Raw genomic sequence first — 16,255 nt, 5'->3', positions numbered from 1 at the left:
GTCGGCGCCGTCAAACACCCCCACGGGGGCGTGCGCATGCACCGAACGAGAGGTCACGGCGCTTTCTCGACGAAAGCGATCCGCGCACTCCCGTTCGGTGCGTGCGAGTGGTGATCAGGTGGAACTGTGTCGGCGTCGGCGACTGTCCTCGCCGGTCGCCGCACCGCCACGAAGCGATCCGATGAGCAGCAACACGGCACCGATCACACAGACCACGATGCATCCCCAGGCCCACACGACCGAGCCTGTCATCAGAGCGAGTACCAGTAGGGCGAACCCCACCGCCGCCATAGCGAGCGTCAGGACCAGCACGACAATCCCCTGAGGTGGACCGATTCGGGCGCGGGCCTATCGGACCCGGGTCAGTTACTTCCCTTGGCGAAGGACTGGCCGAGGCCCGGCTTGGACTCGCCGCCGAAGGCATCCTGACCGCCGTCAACCGGGACCGCCGAACCGCGCTGCTCGAGCTCCTCGAGCTGCGACTCCAGGTAGGACTTCAGCCGCACCCGGTACTCGCGCTCGAACGTCTTGAGCTGCTCGATCCGACCCTCCAGCACACTGCGCTGCTGGTTGATGGTCGCCATGATCTCGGAGTGCTTCTTCTCCGCGTCGGCCTGCAGCGCGTCCGCCTTCTCCTTCGCCTGACGCAGCTGAGTCTCGGAGCGGGTCTGGGCGTCGGAGAGCAGGGCCTCGGACTTCTGACGGGCGTCGCCGATCATCGCCTCGGAGCGGGTGCGCGCATCGCTCACCAACTGCTCGGAGTTGGTGCGAGCGGTGGTGACGAGCTGCTCGGACTCGGTCTTCGCGTCGCCGGTGAGCCGGTCGGCCATCTCCTGCGCCAGACCCAGGATCTTCGCGGCCTGCAGGTTCGCTTCCTCGGTGCTGCCTGTCCGGGCAACGGGAGCGGCGGCGACGGGGGCCGCGACCGGCGCGACGGGCGCGACCGGCTTCGGCGGCTCGACGACGCGAGCCGGCTCGGGTGCCGCGCCCACAGGGCGGGGGGCCTTCTTCGCATCCGCGAGCTCCTGATCGAGCTCACCCACGCGCTGGCGGAGGTCCGCGTTCTCCTCGATCAGTCGCGACAGCTCCTGCTCGACGAGGTCGAGAAACGCATCTACCTCGTCCTCGTTGTAGCCCCGCTTACCGATAGGCGGCTTGCTGAACGCGACGTTGTGAACATCAGCTGGTGTCAGCGGCATGGAAGGATCCCTTCACGCATCTGTTGGCGGTCTAGCAAACATTCAGTTATAGCGCATCCAGTGCTGCTCCAGGCATTCGCACTGCAACTGGCGTCCATTCTGTCACACCAGACCCGGAGGCTGCGCCACAAGCTGATTCGTGCACGTCATACGGCAAGCCTCTGAACGACTTGCATCAAGATGAACACCACGAAGAGCAAGACCATGATTGAAAGATCCAACCGAACTCCACCGAGCGATACCGATGGAATAAGTCGCCGCAGCAACTTGATCGGAGGATCCGTGACCGTAAATATGGCTTCGAGAATGACGACGACAAAGCCAGTGGGCCGCCATTCCCTTGCAAATGTCCGGATGAACTCGACGATGATTCGTCCGATGATCAGCAACCAGAAAACGAACAGCACGAAGTAGATCACCGCGAACAAGGGCACTCCACCACTCTGCCTGACGCAACGGGCGCAATCAAAACCAGGTGCGGCCGGATGACCCCGACCGCACCTGTGCGAGCCCGCCCCCGGCGAGCTCCGGAGGCCCCGTTACTTCTGATTGTAGAAGCCGTTCTCGGCGATCCGGCGACGCTCCTCGGCCGAGACGTCGATGTCCGCGGGTGAGAGCAGGAACACCTTCGTGGCCACCTTGTCGAACGAGCCACGCAGGGCGAAGGCCAGGCCGGCGGCGAAGTCCACCAGGCGCTTCGCGTCGGCGTTGCTCATCTCGACCAGGTCCATGATGACCGGGGTTCCGTCACGGAATCGCTCACCGATGATGCGCGCCTCGCCGTAGTCGCGGGGACGGAGCGTGGTGATCTTGGACAACGGTCCACCCTCGTCGAAGATCGGGGCGCGCCTGCCCTCGATGCGGGATTCGGTCCGCGCATCGACCGCGAGCGCACCACGCGTGGCGGTGGCGCGCGGCGGCGCACCGACGGACACACCGGGACGTGGGCTGCGGGCCGGGAGCGGCTCCATCCGCCTCGGCACGGGCTGCCGATCGATGTCGTCGAGGCCGCGATCGGAGTAGCCGCTGTCCTCGTAGCCGCCGTCGAGACCGTCCTCGTACCGGCCGCCGCGCGGCGAACGACGCGGCTCCTCGAGGTAGTCGTCTTCGTAATCCTCGAGCGGGACCATGCCGAAGTAAGCCTTGAACTTGTGCAGAGTGCTCATCGATCGACCTTCCTTGGCGTGGCGGCGAATCGGTCGGGACGCCGATCAGTCCGAGGTTATCGGCCGGGAGCCCAACAACGCGGTTCCGACACGCACGCAGGTGGATCCGTGTCGGACGGCACTCTCGAGGTCGCCCGTCATGCCGGCCGACAGCATGGTCGCGTCCGGGTGCTCGAGCAGCAGTGTCCGGTGCAGTTCGGCCAGGGTCGCGAAGGCGGCGTCCGGGTCGGCGCCGAGCGGCGGCACGGCCATCAGCCCGGCGAGTTCGACGCCAGCCGCCGTCGTCGTGTGCCGCGCCAACGCCGGCAACTCGGCGGGCAGCACCCCGCCGCGCTTCGGGTCGGCGTCGAGGCTCACCTGGAGAAGGACTCGCAGCGGCTCGGTCCGGGCGCCGTCCGCGAGGGCCTCGACCGATCCCTTCGACAGCGCGTCGACCAACCGGTCGCTGTCGACCGAGTGGACGGCGTGCGCCCACCGGGCAACCGCGCGGGCCTTGTTCCGCTGCAGGCTGCCGATCATGTGCCACCGGACGTGACCGGTGGCGGAGCCTGCGGAACTGTCGGACCCCGCCAGCAGATCGGCGAGCTCGGCGACCTTCGCCGATGCCTCCTGCTCGCGGGACTCGCCGAACTCGCGACAGCCCAGTGCGTACAGGATTCGGGCATCGGACGCCGGGAAGAACTTCGTCACCGGCAGCAGCTGCACCTCGGCCGGGTCCCGGCCCGCGTCGACGCAGGCCCGCGACAGCCGGTCTCGCACCTCACCGAGGGCATCGGCGATCTGCGCGGTGCGAGCCTCGACCGTGCCGTCAGACACCCTTCACCTCGGGCACGGCCGGCTCCATCCACACCGCGCCCGCGATCCGGCCCGTCGTCCCCGACCGCCGATAGCTGAAGAGGGTGCGGTCCTCGATGGTGCAGCGCGGATCCTCGGCGATCCCGCCGATGCCCGCCTCGAGCAGTTGCCTCCGCAGGCCCGCCCTCAGGTCGAGTCCGGGGGTGCCGCGGACGGTGGTGGTCGCGCTGCCGGGCAGGTGTGCCTCCACGTCCGCCCGCATCGCGACCGGTACCTCGTACTGCCGTCCGCTGGCGGCCGGGCCGAGGAACGCACCGATCCGCTCCACCGCGGCACCCTTCGCGACCATCGCCTCGAGCACCCGCGGCACGATACCGATCCGGGCGCCGACCCGGCCCGCGTGCACGGCGGCGATCACCCCCGCCTGGTCGTCGGAGAGCAGCAGCGGCACGCAGTCGGCCGTCAGCACCACCAACGCGAGGTTCGGTACGTCCGTGACCAGCGCGTCGGTCGCCTCGACCGGCCCGTCGACCGGTCCGTCGACGACGGTGACGTTGCGGCTGTGGATCTGTTCCATCCACACCAGCCGCTCGTACGGCAGCCCGATGCCGGCCGCTAGCCGACGCCGGTTCGCGTCGACCGCCGCCGGATCGTCGCCGACGTGGTCACCGAGGTTGAACGTGTCGTAAGGGGCCGCCGAGACGCCCCCGGCCCGCGAGGTGACAACCCGGCGGACCCGGACGTGGGCGGTCACCGACGCATGAAGTCGGGCACGTCCACCTCGTCCTCGCCGTCCTCGGTCGAGACCGGGACAGCCCGACTCGGAGCACTGACCGGGATGGGCGGCAGGCTCGAGGCACCCGTCTCGCGCGGCTCGCGACGCTCGCGGGCCTCGGCGCTGTGCTGCGGCTCGCGCTGCTGCGGCACGGCTGCGACGGCCTCCTCGGGCGTTCCCGCGGGCGAGCGCCCGATCTCCCCCGCCCGACCGACGCCGATGTTGCCGCGGCCGGCGTTCGGCGCGGGCTCGACCGCCCGGCGGACCGGGGCGCCGCCGTCGAAGCCCGCGGCGATGACGGTGACGCGGACCTCGTCGCCGAGCGAGTCGTCGATCACGGTGCCGAAGATGATGTTGGCGTCGATGTGCGCGGCCTCCTGCACCAGCGAGGCGGCCTCGTTGATCTCGAACAGACCCAGGTCGGATCCGCCCGCGATCGAGAGCAGCACGCCCCGGGCACCTTCCATCGAGGCCTCGAGCAGCGGCGAGTTGATCGCCGACTCGGCCGCCTTGATCGCCCGGCCCTCCCCGCGGGAGGATCCGATGCCCATCAGGGCGCTGCCTGCGCCCGACATGACGCCCTTGACGTCCGCGAAGTCGACGTTGATCAGACCCGGGGTGGTGATCAGGTCGGTGATGCCCTGGACGCCGTTGAGCAGGACCTCGTCAGCGGAGCGGAAGGCGTCCATCAGGCTCACCGCGGCGTCGCCGAGCTGGAGCAGCCGGTCGTTGGGAATGACGATGAGGGTGTCGCAGGACTCGCGCAGCGCCTGGATGCCGCTGTCCGCCTGGCCGCCGCGACGCTTGCCCTCGAAGGAGAAGGGGCGGGTGACGACGCCGACGGTCAGGGCGCCGAGCTTGCGCGCGATGCTGGCGACGACGGGCGCGCCGCCGGTGCCGGTGCCACCGCCCTCACCCGCGGTGACGAAGACCATGTCGGCGCCCTTGAGCACCTCTTCGATCTCGTCCTTGTGGTCCTCGGCGGCCTTGCGGCCGACCTCCGGATCGGCGCCTGCGCCGAGACCGCGGGTCAGTTCACGTCCGACGTCCAGCTTGACGTCGGCGTCGCTCATCAGCAGCGCCTGGGCGTCGGTGTTGACGGCGATGAACTCGACTCCCTTGAGTCCCTGCTCGATCATGCGGTTGACCGCATTTACGCCGCCGCCGCCGATGCCGACGACCTTGATAACGGCGAGGTAGTTGTGCGGGGGCGTCATGGGCTCTCGCCTTCCGTGTGTGTGAATTCCACTGGGTGGTGCTAGCGGTACCGATGTTGCTAGCAGTACTGACGTTACTGGTGGTGCTGAGGTTACTGATGTTGCTGATGCAATCTGCGTGGCGCGTGTGCACATTGCGACCGAGTGCCGGGGAATTCCCTAAACCCTCAACCATAGGTTTACAGTTATGTCAAGTGGCTGACTGAGGCGAAACGCTATGCACGCGGACCACGTTCCGCCAGCAGGCGCGCCGACGGGCGCGGCGATTTGTCGCGGGCGGTCACCGAATCGTCGGCAGGTCCGGACTCGACACGTCGTAAACCTTGCCCGGCTGACTCAGCAACGGCGGGGCAATCGCGGCCTTGCGGGCGGAACTGGCCGCACTCCCCCAGATCAACTGCCGGTCGTCGGTGAGCGACAGTCGAATGTCGTCCAACGAGCCGACCGTCACCTCGGTCACCTGCCCGCGCAGGTCCGGCGGCAGCGAGGTCAGCGCCGCCAGTGCATCGACGGTGCGCGGATCGTCGCGGCTCGGACGGTCGGCCTTCAGCCGCGGCACGCCGGGCGGTGCCGGCTCGATGGCGTACGCCACCCCGGACGCGTCCATCAGGTGGGTTCCCTCCGGGGCGTCGTAGAAGACCGCGGGGGTGCGCTCGACGACGGTCACCCGGAGGGTCGACGGGTAGACCCGTTCGACGCGTGCGTGGTCGACCTTCGCGATCCCGGCCACCCGCTGGGCCGCGGCGCCGGTGTCGATGCGCAACAGTGGCTTTCCGACCGGGATCGCCAGCGCGGCGAGCACCTCGTCGCTCGGGACGCCGACATTGCCGACGACGGCGATCGTGCGGGCGGACAGCACCGGCGTGAACCAGGCCGCGATGCCGACGCCGACGAGAACCACCACCGCGAGGGCGGCGAGCAGGACCGGTTTGCGCCGCGGTCCACGACGGACCTGCGGCCGGCGCCGCGGCCGGCCCTTCTTCTGCCCCGGAGCGGCCTTCGCAGCCGCCGGTCGGGGTCGATCCGAACCGTCGACGGGTTCCTGCCCGACGGGCGCACCCGACTCGTCCGGCACATCCTCGCGCCGCGTCTGGTCCGGCCGTGCCTGCCGCCGGGTTCCGGGACGCGCGGACCGCTCGGCCCCCGCACGGCCCGGCCGACCGGCGCGCTCGGACCGTCCCGGCCGCCGGTCGGCGCTCACGAGGGCTCCCCGGCCCGTCCCGACCCGGCCCGCGACCGCGCCGCCGCCGGCGAGGCGGCCAGCGCTCCGAGGATCTCCTTGCCCAGCATCGTGACGTCGCCTGCCCCCATCGTGATCACGATGTCGCCCGATCGCGCGAGCGAGGCCACCTGACGCGGCGCGACCGACAGGTCCGGCTGGTAGTGCACCGGCCGCGAGACCGCCTGCGCGACAAGCGCTCCGCTCACACCGGGCAGCGGCTCCTCGCGGGCGCCGTAGACGTCGAGCACGACCACCTCGTCCGCGAGGTCGAGCGCGGTGCCGAACTCCTCCGCGAACGCAGCGGTCCGCGAGTACAGGTGTGGCTGGAACACCACGACGACCCGGCCGCCTCCGGTGCGCACCAGCTCGCGTGCGGCGCCGAGCACCGCCCGCACCTCCGTGGGGTGGTGGGCGTAGTCGTCGAACACCCGCACCCCGTTCTCGCGCCCGGTGTACTGGAAGCGGCGGTGCACGCCGCCGAATCCGCCGATGCCCTCGAAGATCTCGTCGACGGGCGCACCCACGTCGCGGGCGGCGAGGATCGCCCCCAGGGCGTTGAGTGCCATGTGCCGGCCCGGGACCGCCAGTCGCAATGTGCGCGAACCGATCTCGCCGGACAGCTGGACCTCCGCCACACCGCCGACGTCGCGGGCCTCCCAGCTGAGCAGTCGGGCACCCAGTTCGACACCACCTCGGGCGGAGCCTCGGGCGATGTCACTGTCGGCCGGTACGTCGCCGCTGCCGTATCCGAGTACCCGGATCGGCAGGTCGCTCGCGACGACCCGCTCGGCCAGCGCCGCGGAACCGGGGTCGTCGAGACAGGCCACCAGCAGCCCGCCGGCCGAAATCCGTGCGGCGAAGTCGTCGAACACCTGGACGTACGCCTCGGTCGTCCCGAAGTAGTCCAGGTGGTCGGCCTCGACATTCGTCACGATCACGACGTTCGGGTCGTACTGCAGCAGCGAGCCGTCGCTCTCGTCGGCCTCCGCGACGAAGACGTCGCCGGAGCCGTGGTGCGCGTTTGTGCCCGCCTCGTTGAGTTCCCCGCCGACCGCGAACGACGGGTCGACCCCGCAGTGCTGCAGCGCGACGACCAGCATGGAGGTGGTCGAAGTCTTGCCGTGGGTACCCGCGACCAGCAGCGTGCGCTGACCGTGCATCAGCGACGCGAGCACTGCGGGACGCAGGATCACCGGGATGCCCCGCGCGGCGGCGGCGACCAGTTCGGGGTTGTCCTTCGGGATCGCGGCGTGCGTGGTGACCACGACCGTCGGTCCGCCGGGCAGCAGGTCGAGGGCGCCGCCGTCGTGCCCGATGCGCACCTGGGCGCCGCGGGCCCGCAAGGCCAGCACCGTGCGGCTCTCCTTGGCGTCGGAACCGGACACCTGCCCGCCCCGCGCCAGCAGGATCCGGGCGATGCCGGACATGCCCGCACCGCCGATGCCGACCATGTGCACGCGTCGCAGGTGCTCCGGCAGATCGGTCTCGTTCATCGCTGTCCCCTCTAGTTCCCCGACGCCCGGGCGACCTCGAGCACGATCGCTGCAACCGCGTCCGCCGCGTCCCGATGACCGGCGCCGGCAGCGGCCGCGCTCATGGCGGCGAGCCGGTCCGGGTCCGTGAGCAACGGAATCACGGTGTCCGCCACGAATTGCGGTGTCAGGTCGGCATCGGCGACCAGCACACCGCCGCCGGCGGCGACCACGGGCCGGGCATTGAGTTCCTGTTCCCCGTTGCCGTGCGGCAGCGGGACGTAGATCGCAGGCAGGCCGACCGCGGACACCTCCGCGACGGTCATGGCCCCCGACCGGCAGACGGTCGCGTCCGCCGCCGCGTACGCCAGGTCCATCCGGGACAGGTACGGCACCGCGACGTAGGGCGCCGCCGGGTTGGTCTGCGGCACGTCGAGGGTGTTCTTGGGGCCGTGCGCATGCAGCACGGAGATCCCTGCTGCGGCAAGTTCTTTCGCGGCACCGGAGATCGCCTCGTTGAGCGAGCGAGCACCCTGCGACCCGCCGGTCACCAGCAGCACCGGGCCGTCGGCCGGCAGTCCGAAGTGTGCGCGGGCCTCCGCGCGCAGCGCGACGCGGTCGAGTCCGGTGATCGAGGCGCGAACCGGGATGCCGACGATCTCGGCCGACTTCGCGACGCCGGAACCGGGCACCGCCGCCAGGACCCGGGCCGCGACCCTCGCACCGATCTTGTTCGCGATGCCGGCGCTGGCGTTGGCCTCGTGCACCACGACCGGAATCGCGCGCCGCCGGCGCAGCACTCCCCGCCCCGCGGCGAGGTACGCGGGCAGCGCCACGTAGCCGCCGAACCCGACGATCACGTCGGCCCCCGTGCTGTCGAGCACCTCACGGGTGCGCCGGACCGAGGCGCGCACCCGGCCGGGCAGGCGCAGCAGGTCCATCGTGGGCTTGCGCGGCAACGGCACCGGCGGAACGAGTTCGAGCGGGTAGCCCCGCTCGGGCACGAGGGTCGTCTCGAGTCCGCGCTCGGTGCCGAGCGCGGTCACCCTGACGGCCGGGTCGATCCGGCGCAGCGCGTCGGCAACGGCCAGCGCGGGCTCGATGTGGCCCGCGGTGCCACCACCTGCGACGACGATCGAAAGTGTTCCTGAGCTGGGTGACGCGACGGGTGGTGTGTCCGATGTGCCGCTCACCTACGAAATCCTCGCTCTCCTGCGCGGTCGTTCGACCGTCGTGTCCGTTCGTCCGATGGTAGTGCCTGCCTGCCGCGCGGATCGCCGCGCCGCGGATCGGCAGGGCGGCCGCGGGCGGGGCCCTGCCGGCGCGGCGGTTCGGCGAGCCTGCGCTGCGCGGCACGTTCCTGAGCGGCCCGCTGCTGTGCGGCGCGCTGCTGGGCCGCCCGCTTCTGGGCCGCCTTGGCCTGTGCGGCCCGACGGGCCGCCTCGGCGCGCTCCGGCGAGTACTGCTCCGGCTTCGGCAGCCGCAGCAGCCTGCCGAAGCGACCGTCCTGGCCGGCGTGCAGCGCCGCCACCGCCTCGGGTTCGTGCCGCGCGGCGTTCGCGATGATGCCGAACATCAACAGCGTGATGGCGGTCGAGGTGCCGCCCGCCGAGACCAGCGGCAGCTGCTGCCCGGTCACCGGCAGCAGGCCGACCACGTACCCGATGTTGATCATGGACTGCGCGAGGATCCAGGTGGTCGCGGTCGCGGTGAGCAGTCGCAGGAAGGGGTCGACCGACCGCATCGCGATACGCAGGCCCGCGAAGACGAACAGCGCGAGCAGGATGATCACCGCGAGGCATCCGAGGAAGCCCAGTTCCTCGCCGATGATCGCGAAGATGAAGTCGTTGTGTGCGTTGGGCAGGTAACTCCACTTGGCGCGAGACTGCCCCAGCCCGCGGCCGAACAGCCCACCGTCGGCCAGCGAGAACTTGGCCTGGCGGCTCTGGTAGTTGGCGCCCTGCGGGTCGTCGCCGGGATTGAGGAAGCCGAACACCCGGGCCGCCCGGTAGTCGGCGGACAGTGCCAGGACGACGGCCGCAACCAGTCCACCCGTCACCGCGATCACGAACAACCGGGTCGGCAGCCCGGCGAACCACAGCAGGGCACCGACCACGATCGCGAACGTGACCGTGGTCGAGTAGTTCGGCTGCAGGATCACCAGGAGCGAGGCCAGTCCGGCGCCCGGCAGCAGCGGGATCAGCAGCTCCTTCGGCGGCGCACCCTGACGTCGGGTCGCCAGCACGTGCGCACCCCAGATCACCAGCGCAACCTTCGCCAGCTCCGACGGCTGGAAGGACACGCCGAAGAACTGGAACCAGCGTTGCGCGCCGCCGGAGGCGGTACCGACACCGGGGATCAGCACCAGCGCCAGCAGCACCACCGACACGACGAACCCCGGCAGGGCGAGCGTGCGCATCACCCGCACCGGCAACCGGAGCGCCACGTAGAACAGCACCGTGCCGAGCGCCGCGAAGATCACCTGCTGGGTGAACAGTCCGTACGCCGACCCGGTGTCGGCGTACGACTCCGGGCTCGACGCCGACAGCACCATCACCAGACCGAGCACGGTGAGCAGGGTGGCAATGGTGACGATCAGATGGAACGAGGCGAGCGGCCGGGCCAGCCAGGCACCGAACCGGGTACGCGGGCCCGCTGGGTTCTTCATCCGGCGCTCTCTGGTCGCTCCGCGGGCTCCGCTCCGGCCGGACCCGGCCCGTCGAGTCGCAGCACGGCGTCGGCGAAGCTGCGACCGCGGTGGCCGTAGTCGGCGAACATGTCGAGCGAGGCCGCCGCAGGCGCGAGCAGCACGGTGTCCCCCGGCCGGGCCATCTCGGCGGCGGACTCGACCGCGCGCGCCATGACGGCGTCGGGCGCATCGGTCGTGGTCACCCGATCATCGTGCCCCTGGTCGACGCGGACCACGGGGACCTGCGGCGCGTGTCGGGCCAGTGCCGCTGCGATCTGCGTCGCATCCCGGCCCAGCAGCACGGCCCCGACCAGTCGGTCCGCGACCTCTGCGACCAGTTCGTCGACGCTCGCGCCCTTGAGCAGTCCGCCGGCCACCCAGACCACGCGCGGGTGCGCCAAGATCGACACCCGCGCAGCATGCGGGTTGGTGGCCTTCGAGTCGTCGACGTAGGTGACGCCGCCGACCTCGGCGACCAGTGCCGCCCGGTGCGGGCCCACCTGGTAGCAGCGCAGGCCCTCGCGGACGGCCTCCGGGGACACCCCGATCGACCTGGCGAGCGCCGCCGCGGCCAGCGCGTCCATCAGTCCGGCCGGTCCCGGAGGGGTGATCTCCTCTGTGCGGGCGAGGGTCTCGTCGGCGGCGAAGGCCCGGTCGACGAGGCGGTCGCCGTCGACGCCGAGTTCGCCTGCCGTCGGGACGCCGAGCCGGAACCCGACGGTGCGCTGTGCGCCGCCACGGTCACCCAGGGATGCCGCGACCGGGTCGTCCAGACCGAGCACGGCCACGTCCCCGGTCAGCGCCTGCGCCTTGGCGTCGATGTAGCCCTGCATGCCGCCGTGCCAGTCCAGGTGGTCCTCGGCGATGTTGAGCACCGCGCCCGCGGCCGGGTGCACCGACGGCGCCCAGTGCAGCTGGAAGCTCGACAGCTCGACGGCCAGCACCTCGTTGCGGGGCGACTCGTCCTCGCCGCTCCCGGCGCGCAGCGCGTCGGTGATCGGCAGGCCGATGTTTCCGCAGGCCACCGACGGGATTGCGGCGGCCCGCACGATCGATTCGAGCATCGAGGTGGTGGTCGTCTTGCCGTTGGTCCCGGTCACCACCAGCCACCGGCGGGCGGGTCCGTAGACCTCGGCGCGGTCGAGTCGCCAGGCGAACTCGACGTCACCCCAGACCGGCACAGTCGCGGCCGCCGCGGCGGCGAGCACCGGGGCGTCGGGCCGCCAGCCCGGGCTGGTGACCACCAGCGCGAAACGGGAGATGTCGGCGATCGCCTGCTCCGGCGTGCACACCTCGACCCCGTGGTCGCTCGCGGCCGCGTCGAGCAGGCTCGCGTCGCCGTCCACGAGGACGACCTCGGCGCCGAGGTCCCGCAGCGGCGCGATCAGGGCCAGCCCGGACACCCGCGCACCGGCGACCAGGACGCCACGCCCGGCGAGACGACTCAGGTCGGCGGGCAGGGACGGCGTCGAATCCTGGAGTGCCACCGGGCTAGTTCCCGACGACGGCGAGGTACTCGCTGTAGAACAGCGCGAGGCCGACCGCCGACGCGATGGCCGCGAGTAGCCAGAACCTGATGATCACCGTGGTTTCCGCCCAGCCACCGAGTTCGAAGTGGTGGTGGAACGGTGCCATCCGGAACACGCGTCTGCGGCTGGAACGGAAGACCGCGACCTGCACGACCACCGACGCCGCTTCGGCGACGAACAGTGCGCCGACGACGACCATCAGCAGCTCGGTGCGGGTGGTGATGGACAGTCCGGCGAGCAGACCTCCGAGCGCGAGCGAGCCGGTGTCGCCCATGAAGATCTTCGCGGGCGCCGCATTCCACCACAGGAAGCCGATGCACGCGCCGGCCGCGGCGGCACAGATCAGCGCGAGGTCGAGCGGGTCGCGCACGTCGTAGCAGCCCTTGCCGGGGTTGGTCTCGCAGGCATTGCGGTACTGCCAGAACGTGATGACGGTGTAGGCGCCGAGCACCAGCGTCATCGACCCGGCGGCGAGGCCGTCGAGGCCGTCGGTCAGGTTCACCGCGTTCGACCACGCGCTGACCAGCAGGTACACGAACAGGATGAACACGACCGAGCCCATGGTGACGGTGGTGATGTCACGCACGTACGACAGGTGCGTGCTGCCCGGCGTCAGACCGGTTGCGCCCCGGAACTGCAGGGCGAGGATGCCGAACAGCACCGCCGCGACGAGCTGGCCGACCAGCTTGGCGGTCTTGTTCAGCCCCAGGTTGCGCTGCTTGCGGATCTTGATGAAGTCGTCGAGGAAACCGACACCGCCGAGCACCGTGGTCAGGCCGAGCACCAGCAGCGTGGAGGCGCGCGGGCCGTCGGCGTCGTACCCGATGCCGACCAGGTGCGAGCCCCAGTAGCCGGCCCAGATGCCCGCGATGATCGCGACGCCGCCCATCGTCGGGGTGCCCCGCTTGGCCTGGTGACTGGCCGGGCCCTCGACTCGGATCTCCTGGCCGAAGCCCTGACGGGAGAACAGCTTGATCAGGACCGGGGTGAGCAGGATGGAGACCGCCAGCGCGATGCCTCCCGCGAAGAGGATCTGTCTCACTGGTTCGCCTCCGAAGTTTCCGTCTGATCTGCCAGCAGTGCGTCGGCCACGGTCCACAGCCCCACCGACTGCGACGCCTTCACGAGCACGATGTCGTCACCGCTCACCTCGGCGCGCAGCACCGCGAGAGCCGCCTCGGCGTCGGGAACGAGCATCGACTCCTCACCCCACGAACCTTCCATGACGGCGCCCTGATGCATGCCGCGCAGGGGCCGGCCGGTGCCGACCACGATCAGCCGCGTCACGTCGAGGCGGACCAGCAGCCGACCGATGGCGTCGTGCTCGATCACCGACTCCGGCCCGAGTTCGGCCATTTCCCCGAGCACGGCCCACGTGCGGCGCGGTGCGCCCCCGCCGGACCGGCTCATGGTCACCAGCGCCTTGAGCGCGGCCCGCATCGAGTCGGGGTTCGCGTTGTAGGAGTCGTTGATCACGGTGACACCGTCGGCACGGGTGCGCACGTCCATCCGCTTGGCCGAGACCGCACGGGCCTGGCCGAGCGCCGCCGCGGCCTGGTCGAGACTCGCGCCGCACTCGAGCGCCACCGCGGCGGCGGCCAGCGCGTTGCCGACCTGGTGCTCGCCGTGCACGGCGAGCCGCACGTCCACCGAACCGTCGACAGTGACGAGCGTGAAACTCGCGCGGGCCTGGTCGTCGAGCCGCACGTCGACCGCGCGCACGTCCGCATTGCCCGACTGCCCGACCAGCACGACGCGTGCCCGGGTGCGGGTGGCCATCGCCGCCACGAGCCGATCGTCCGCGTTGAGCACCGCGACGCCGCCCCGATCGGCGGGCGGAAGCGCTTCGACCAGTTCGCCCTTCGCCTGTGCGATCGCGTCCTGCGAGCCGAACTCGCCGAGGTGCGCGGTGCCGACGTTGAGGACCACGCCGATCCGCGGCGGCACCGACTCCGCGAGCGCGGCGACGTGTCCGATGCCGCGGGCGGACAGCTCGAGCACGAGGTAGTCGGTGCCGGCGTCGGCGCGCAACGCCGTCCACGGGTGGCCCAGTTCGTTGTTGAAGGACCCGGGCGGTGCGACGACCGCCCCGAGCGGGCTCAGCACCGCGGCGAGCAGGTCCTTGGTCGAGGTCTTCCCGGACGAACCGGTGACGCCGACGACGGTGAGGCCGGCGGCCGTCAGTTCGGTGGTGACCGCGGTCGCCAGCTTCGCCAGCGCCGCAAGCACGGCGGCACCGGAACCGTCGGTGTCGTGCTCGAGGGCCATCGCGTTCGTCTCGACGGGCGGCAGCGGCGTCACCACGATCGCGGGCACCCCGACGGGGCGGGCCGCGAGCACCGCGATGGCGCCGGCCGCTACGGCGGACGAAGCGTGCTCGTGCCCGTCGACGCGGGCGCCCGGCAGGGCCAGGAACAGCCCGCCGGGGGTGACCTGGCGGGAGTCGAACTCGACGGTTCCGGTCACGACGGCGTCGGGGTCCGGCACGTCGTGCAGGGTGCCGCCGACGATCTCGGCGATCCGGGCCAGGCTCATGGGGATCACAGCGAAACTCCCCCGTCGCTTCGCTCGCCCGGGAAGCCACCTCCGAGCACGTCGTCGATGGCCGCCGCGAGGACCTCGCGGTCGTCGAATGGGTACTTCACCCCGTTGATCTCCTGCCCGATCTCGTGTCCCTTGCCTGCGACGAGGACGACGTCCCCGGCCGCCGCCCATCGCACCGCGTCGGCGATGGCCGCCGCGCGGTCCGCGAACTCGCGGACCTCGGCCCGCTGGTCCGCAGGCACGCCCAGCGCGCCCGCGCGCACCGACGCCCGGATGGTCGCCGGGTCCTCGGTGCGCGGATTGTCGTCGGTGACCACGACGAGGTCGGCGCCTCGCGCGCTGACCTCGCCCATCATCGGCCTCTTGCCCTGGTCCCGGTCGCCGCCAGCGCCGACGACCACCGCGACACGGCCCCGGGTCTGCCCGCGCAGCGTCGCGATCACGGCCTCGAGCGCGGCAGGCTTGTGGGCGTAGTCCACCACCGCGAGGAAGTCCTGGCCGCGTTCGACGCGCTGCACCCGGCCGGGCACGTCCACCGACCCGATGCCGTCCACGGCCCGGTCCACGTCGACCCCGCAGGCCTCCAGCGTGGCGAGAGCGAGCAGGGCGTTGGCAACGTTGTACCGGCCGGGCAGTCGCAGTCCGACGCGTCGCGCGGAGCCGTCCGGCGCGGTCGCGACGAACTGCTGCGAGCCGTCGTCGGTGGCCTCGATCTCGGCGGCCGTCCAGTCGGCCGGACCGGTCGTCGACACCGTGGTTGCCTGCTCGGCGACCTCGGCCATCCGCCGGCCCCACTCGTCGTCGACGCAGACCACCGCGCGCTGCGCGTGGACGGTCGAGCTCGGCGCGAACAGTCGCGCCTTCGCCGAGAAGTAGTCGTCGAGATCGGTGTGGAAGTCCAGGTGGTCCTGCGAAAGGTTGGTGAAGGCGCCGATCGCGAAGTGGGTGCCGTCGACCCTGCCGAGCGCGAGCGCGTGACTCGACACCTCCATCACCACGGTGTCGATGCCGCGTTCGAGCATCGCCGCGAACAGCGCGTGCAGTTGCGGCGCCTCCGGCGTGGTCAGCGCACTCGGCACCCGGCGACCGTCGATGCGGGTCTCGATCGTGCCGACGAGACCGGCGCGCCGGCCGGCGGCGGTCAGTCCCGCCTCGACGAGGTACGAGGTGGTGGTCTTGCCTGAGGTGCCGGTGATCCCGACGACCTGCAGTCGCTCGGAGGGATTGCCGTAGATCGTCGCGGACACGGTGCCGAGTACCGCCCGCGGATTCGGGTGCACCAGCACCCCGACCGGCCCCTGGACCTGGGCCTTCGCGAGTACGGCCACGCCGGCCTCGTCGGTGAGCACCGCGGTGGCACCCCGCTCGAGGGCGGTGGCGGCGAACTCGGCGCCGTGCGCCCGTGCCCCCGGCAGCGCCGCGAACAGGTCGCCCGGTTCGATGCCCTGGGCCCGCAGTTCCACGCCGGTGACCGTCGAACCCTCGGCCGGCTCCCCGAGCCAGCGGAGGTCGGCACCGATCAGGTCCGCCAGCGCCGCGACCTCGGTGGTCGGCGGGTGCGCCGGTCGCAGGCCACCCGGCCCGTTCGCGTGCTGCGGAGCAGTGGTCCCATGCACGGGCAGGTGACTCCTCTCGAGAATTCGGTTT

General features: G+C 71.3%; 15 protein-coding genes. All 15 read right to left on the bottom strand.

Annotation, left to right across the window (positions count from 1 at the left end):
* Nucleotides 1-114: 114 nt before the first annotated feature.
* The 15 genes from ACFXGJ_RS03795 to ACFXGJ_RS03725 all read right to left on the bottom strand — a co-directional run bounded on the left by ACFXGJ_RS03795 (nt 115) and on the right by ACFXGJ_RS03725 (nt 16,230).
* Entirely contained in the window at nt 115-312 is a 198-nt protein-coding gene (locus ACFXGJ_RS03795; protein WP_378616636.1) for a hypothetical protein, read from the bottom strand.
* 50 nt (nt 313-362) lie between these two features.
* Nucleotides 363-1,199, bottom strand: a complete 837-nt coding sequence (locus ACFXGJ_RS03790) for a DivIVA domain-containing protein (RefSeq protein ID WP_378616634.1) — start codon at nt 1,197-1,199, stop codon at nt 363-365.
* A gap of 146 nt (nt 1,200-1,345) precedes the next feature.
* Nucleotides 1,346-1,633: a YggT family protein gene (locus ACFXGJ_RS03785; protein WP_378426874.1), complete on the bottom strand. Its 288-nt coding sequence runs from the start codon at nt 1,631-1,633 to the stop codon at nt 1,346-1,348.
* A 105-nt stretch (nt 1,634-1,738) separates the two neighbouring features.
* Nucleotides 1,739-2,365, bottom strand: coding sequence for a cell division protein SepF (locus tag ACFXGJ_RS03780; protein ID WP_378616631.1), 627 nt, complete (start codon nt 2,363-2,365; stop codon nt 1,739-1,741).
* A gap of 45 nt (nt 2,366-2,410) precedes the next feature.
* A complete protein-coding gene (locus ACFXGJ_RS03775; protein WP_378616630.1) occupies nt 2,411-3,181 on the bottom strand; it encodes a YggS family pyridoxal phosphate-dependent enzyme in 771 nt (256 codons plus the stop codon).
* Nucleotides 3,174-3,914: a peptidoglycan editing factor PgeF gene (gene pgeF, locus ACFXGJ_RS03770; RefSeq protein WP_378616629.1), complete on the bottom strand. Its 741-nt coding sequence runs from the start codon at nt 3,912-3,914 to the stop codon at nt 3,174-3,176. Before pgeF ends, ACFXGJ_RS03775 begins: the two co-directional genes overlap by 8 nt.
* Nucleotides 3,911-5,152 (bottom strand): cell division protein FtsZ, encoded by a 1,242-nt coding sequence (ftsZ, locus tag ACFXGJ_RS03765; RefSeq protein ID WP_378616627.1) that lies wholly within the window; start codon nt 5,150-5,152, stop codon nt 3,911-3,913. Before ftsZ ends, pgeF begins: the two co-directional genes overlap by 4 nt.
* 280 nt (nt 5,153-5,432) lie before the next feature.
* Nucleotides 5,433-6,353: a cell division protein FtsQ/DivIB gene (locus ACFXGJ_RS03760; protein ID WP_378616625.1), complete on the bottom strand. Its 921-nt coding sequence runs from the start codon at nt 6,351-6,353 to the stop codon at nt 5,433-5,435.
* The gene (gene murC, locus ACFXGJ_RS03755) at nt 6,350-7,867 is read right to left on the bottom strand and encodes a UDP-N-acetylmuramate--L-alanine ligase (RefSeq protein WP_378616623.1); all 1,518 of its coding nucleotides are present in this window, start codon (nt 7,865-7,867) and stop codon (nt 6,350-6,352) included. Before murC ends, ACFXGJ_RS03760 begins: the two co-directional genes overlap by 4 nt.
* An 11-nt stretch (nt 7,868-7,878) precedes the next feature.
* Nucleotides 7,879-9,039, bottom strand: coding sequence for an undecaprenyldiphospho-muramoylpentapeptide beta-N-acetylglucosaminyltransferase (gene murG, locus ACFXGJ_RS03750; protein ID WP_378616621.1), 1,161 nt, complete (start codon nt 9,037-9,039; stop codon nt 7,879-7,881).
* Nucleotides 9,036-10,514 (bottom strand): putative lipid II flippase FtsW, encoded by a 1,479-nt coding sequence (gene ftsW / locus ACFXGJ_RS03745; protein WP_378616619.1) that lies wholly within the window; start codon nt 10,512-10,514, stop codon nt 9,036-9,038. Before ftsW ends, murG begins: the two co-directional genes overlap by 4 nt.
* A complete protein-coding gene (gene murD, locus ACFXGJ_RS03740; protein WP_378616617.1) occupies nt 10,511-12,022 on the bottom strand; it encodes a UDP-N-acetylmuramoyl-L-alanine--D-glutamate ligase in 1,512 nt (503 codons plus the stop codon). Before murD ends, ftsW begins: the two co-directional genes overlap by 4 nt.
* A 4-nt stretch (nt 12,023-12,026) precedes the next feature.
* On the bottom strand, nt 12,027-13,106 hold the full coding sequence (gene mraY / locus ACFXGJ_RS03735; protein ID WP_378616615.1) for a phospho-N-acetylmuramoyl-pentapeptide-transferase: 1,080 nt from the start codon (nt 13,104-13,106) through the stop codon (nt 12,027-12,029).
* The gene (gene murF / locus ACFXGJ_RS03730) at nt 13,103-14,608 is read right to left on the bottom strand and encodes a UDP-N-acetylmuramoyl-tripeptide--D-alanyl-D-alanine ligase (RefSeq protein ID WP_378616613.1); all 1,506 of its coding nucleotides are present in this window, start codon (nt 14,606-14,608) and stop codon (nt 13,103-13,105) included. Before murF ends, mraY begins: the two co-directional genes overlap by 4 nt.
* The gene (locus tag ACFXGJ_RS03725) at nt 14,605-16,230 is read right to left on the bottom strand and encodes a UDP-N-acetylmuramoyl-L-alanyl-D-glutamate--2,6-diaminopimelate ligase (RefSeq protein WP_378616698.1); all 1,626 of its coding nucleotides are present in this window, start codon (nt 16,228-16,230) and stop codon (nt 14,605-14,607) included. Before ACFXGJ_RS03725 ends, murF begins: the two co-directional genes overlap by 4 nt.
* Nucleotides 16,231-16,255 lie beyond the last annotated feature (25 nt).

It is taken from the genome of Rhodococcus sp. NPDC059234 (assembly GCF_042754225.1).
GTDB lineage: Bacteria > Actinomycetota > Actinomycetes > Mycobacteriales > Mycobacteriaceae > Rhodococcus_G.
This window is presented reverse-complemented; position numbering and strand designations above follow the sequence as displayed.

What these genes read in the sequence shown, in the direction of transcription:
- ACFXGJ_RS03790 (WP_378616634.1), bottom strand. Translation starts at nt 1,199, where the DNA reads ATGCCGCTGACACCAGCTGATGTTCACAACGTCGCGTTCAGCAAGCCG.
- ACFXGJ_RS03780 (WP_378616631.1), bottom strand. Translation starts at nt 2,365, where the DNA reads ATGAGCACTCTGCACAAGTTCAAGGCTTACTTCGGCATGGTCCCGCTC.
- ftsZ (WP_378616627.1), bottom strand. Translation starts at nt 5,152, where the DNA reads ATGACGCCCCCGCACAACTACCTCGCCGTTATCAAGGTCGTCGGCATC.
- murC (WP_378616623.1), bottom strand. Translation starts at nt 7,867, where the DNA reads ATGAACGAGACCGATCTGCCGGAGCACCTGCGACGCGTGCACATGGTC.
- ftsW (WP_378616619.1), bottom strand. Translation starts at nt 10,514, where the DNA reads ATGAAGAACCCAGCGGGCCCGCGTACCCGGTTCGGTGCCTGGCTGGCC.